Raw genomic sequence first — 2,044 nt, forward strand, 5'->3', positions numbered from 1 at the left:
CGAAGTGGAGCGCGACCTTGTCACCTCGGCCGGCCACGACGTGGCGGTCGACGCAGTTGTACGCGACGTTGAGTCGCCCGCCGACGAACCAACGTGCGGCGGGAACGGCATCCCCTTCGGGCGGATCCCATTCGTGAGCCGTGTGCCAGGGCTCGGCCCAGTCGAGCCGCTCTGCCGCCTGCTCCCAGAACAGGGTCGGATCGGATGCCGCCCGCGCGTAGGCCTCTGCGGTCACGTTCGCCGTCGCAGCGACCCCGACGGGCGCCGGGTATGTACGGGTCTCGTGCAGACGTGCTTCCGTCACGGTCACACCCACCGACGGAGCAGATACTTCTCGACGAGCACGAGAAGTGCGTTGGTGATCGTGCCCAGAAGTGCGAGCAGGACGATCGACAGGATGATCCTGTCCACGCGTCCGCTGTTCTGCGAGTCCGTGAGCAGGAAGCCGAGTCCCATCGAGGACGCGATGAGCTCGGCCGCGACGAGGAACAGCCAGGCCTGCGCGAGAGCGAGTCGGAGGCCTGCGACCACCGACGGCACGACGGCGGGCAGCTGCACGGTGCGGAACAGCGACCAGCCTCGGAGGCTGAACGAGCGCCCCGCCTCCACGAGCTGAGGGTCGACGTGTCGGAGGGCCGAGGCGACGGTCGTGTAGACCGGGAAGAAGGCGCCGATGGCGATCAGCGTGACCTTCGACTCCTCGCCGATCTGCATCCAGAGGATCAGGAGCGGCACCCACGCCAGAGACGGGACCGCACGGACCGCCGAGAGCGTGGGGCTGAGCAGCACGTCGCCGATCTTCGAGAGACCGACGATCCCCGCGATCGCGAGTCCGATCACCGATCCGATCGCGAAGCCGAGCAGCACGCGCTGCACCGAGATCGCGATGTGCGTCCAGAGCAGCCCGCGCTCGGCCAGCTCGACGCCGGCGGCGAAGACGGACTCCGGGGACGGGAGGAGGTAGGGCGCGACGATTCCGGTGGTCGTCACGATCTGCCACGCGACGACGATGAGGGCGGGCAGCAGCAATCCGCCGATGACGCGAACCGCGGGCCGGTCCCACGTGTGGCGCGCGCCCACTTCAGGGTGCAGACGGACTCCACGAGCGGCATCGAGCGCCTCCCGTGCGTCCGCAGCCACCGCCACGCGCTGGTCGGGAAGGATCACTCGCCCCTGACCGCCTTCTCGGCGAACGTGGCGTTCACGATCGAGTCCAGCGCCTTGTCGACCGAGTCCTTGCCGCCCTGGACATCACCGGAGTCGACGAGCACAGGAGCGATCTTCTCGAGCACCGCGACCTGGTCATCTCCCGGGATGCCGCTGACATCGAGGTTCGATCGCTCCTGGATCACGGTGGTGGCGACCTCGATGTCGATGCCCGCGACCTCGGCCAGCAGTGCTGCGGTCTCGTCCGGGTTCTCGAGCGCCCACTCGCGCGCCTGCTCGTACGCGTCGACGACAGCCTGCGCGAGGTCGGCATGGTTCTCGATGAAGTCCTCAGTGGCGTTGAGGAATCCGTAGGTGTTGAAATCCACGTTGCGGTAGATGAGCTGGTCGCCGGATTCCACCTCGGCCGCGGCCATGATCGGGTCGAGGCCCGCCCAGGCGTCGACCGAGACGCCGTCGAGAGCGGCGCGCCCGTCGGCGTGCTGGAGGTTCTGGACCTCGACGTCGTCGACCGAGAGGCCGGCTTCCTCGAGGGACTGCAGCAGGAAGAAGTAGGGGTCCGTGCCCTTCGTCGCAGCGACCGACTTGCCCGCGAGGTCCTCAACCGAGGTGATGTCGCTGTCGGGGCCGACGACGATCGCCGACCACTCCGGCTGCGAGAAGATGTCGATGACCTGGATCGGCGAGCCGTTCGAGCGGGCGAGGAGTGCGGCTGAGCCGGCGGTCGAACCCACATCGATCGACCCAGAGCGCAGCAGCTCGTTCGCCTTGTTCGAGCCGGCGGATTGCACCCACTCGACCTCCACGTCGTCGCCCAGGATCTCCTCGAGGATTCCCTGGTCGCGGATCACGAGGCTCAGCGGGTTGTACGTGGCGA

At 68.1% G+C, this 2,044-nt stretch carries 3 protein-coding genes; all 3 read right to left on the bottom strand.

The window, feature by feature from the left end; genetic code table 11:
• Positions 1-310 (bottom strand): acetyl-coenzyme A synthetase N-terminal domain-containing protein (locus J7E68_RS15270; RefSeq protein WP_396652514.1); only part of this gene is annotated, 310 nt, incomplete at its 3' end.
• The gene (locus tag J7E68_RS15275) at positions 307-1,167 is read right to left on the bottom strand and encodes an ABC transporter permease (RefSeq protein WP_215174011.1); all 861 of its coding nucleotides are present in this window, start codon (positions 1,165-1,167) and stop codon (positions 307-309) included. The genes J7E68_RS15275 and J7E68_RS15270, both read right to left, overlap by 4 nt.
• On the bottom strand, positions 1,164-2,044 hold an 881-nt coding region (locus tag J7E68_RS15280; protein ID WP_215174012.1), incomplete at its 5' end, for an aliphatic sulfonate ABC transporter substrate-binding protein. The genes J7E68_RS15280 and J7E68_RS15275, both read right to left, overlap by 4 nt.

The sequence above is a fragment of the Microbacterium sp. ISL-103 genome (assembly GCF_018613995.1).
Classification (GTDB): domain Bacteria; phylum Actinomycetota; class Actinomycetes; order Actinomycetales; family Microbacteriaceae; genus Microbacterium.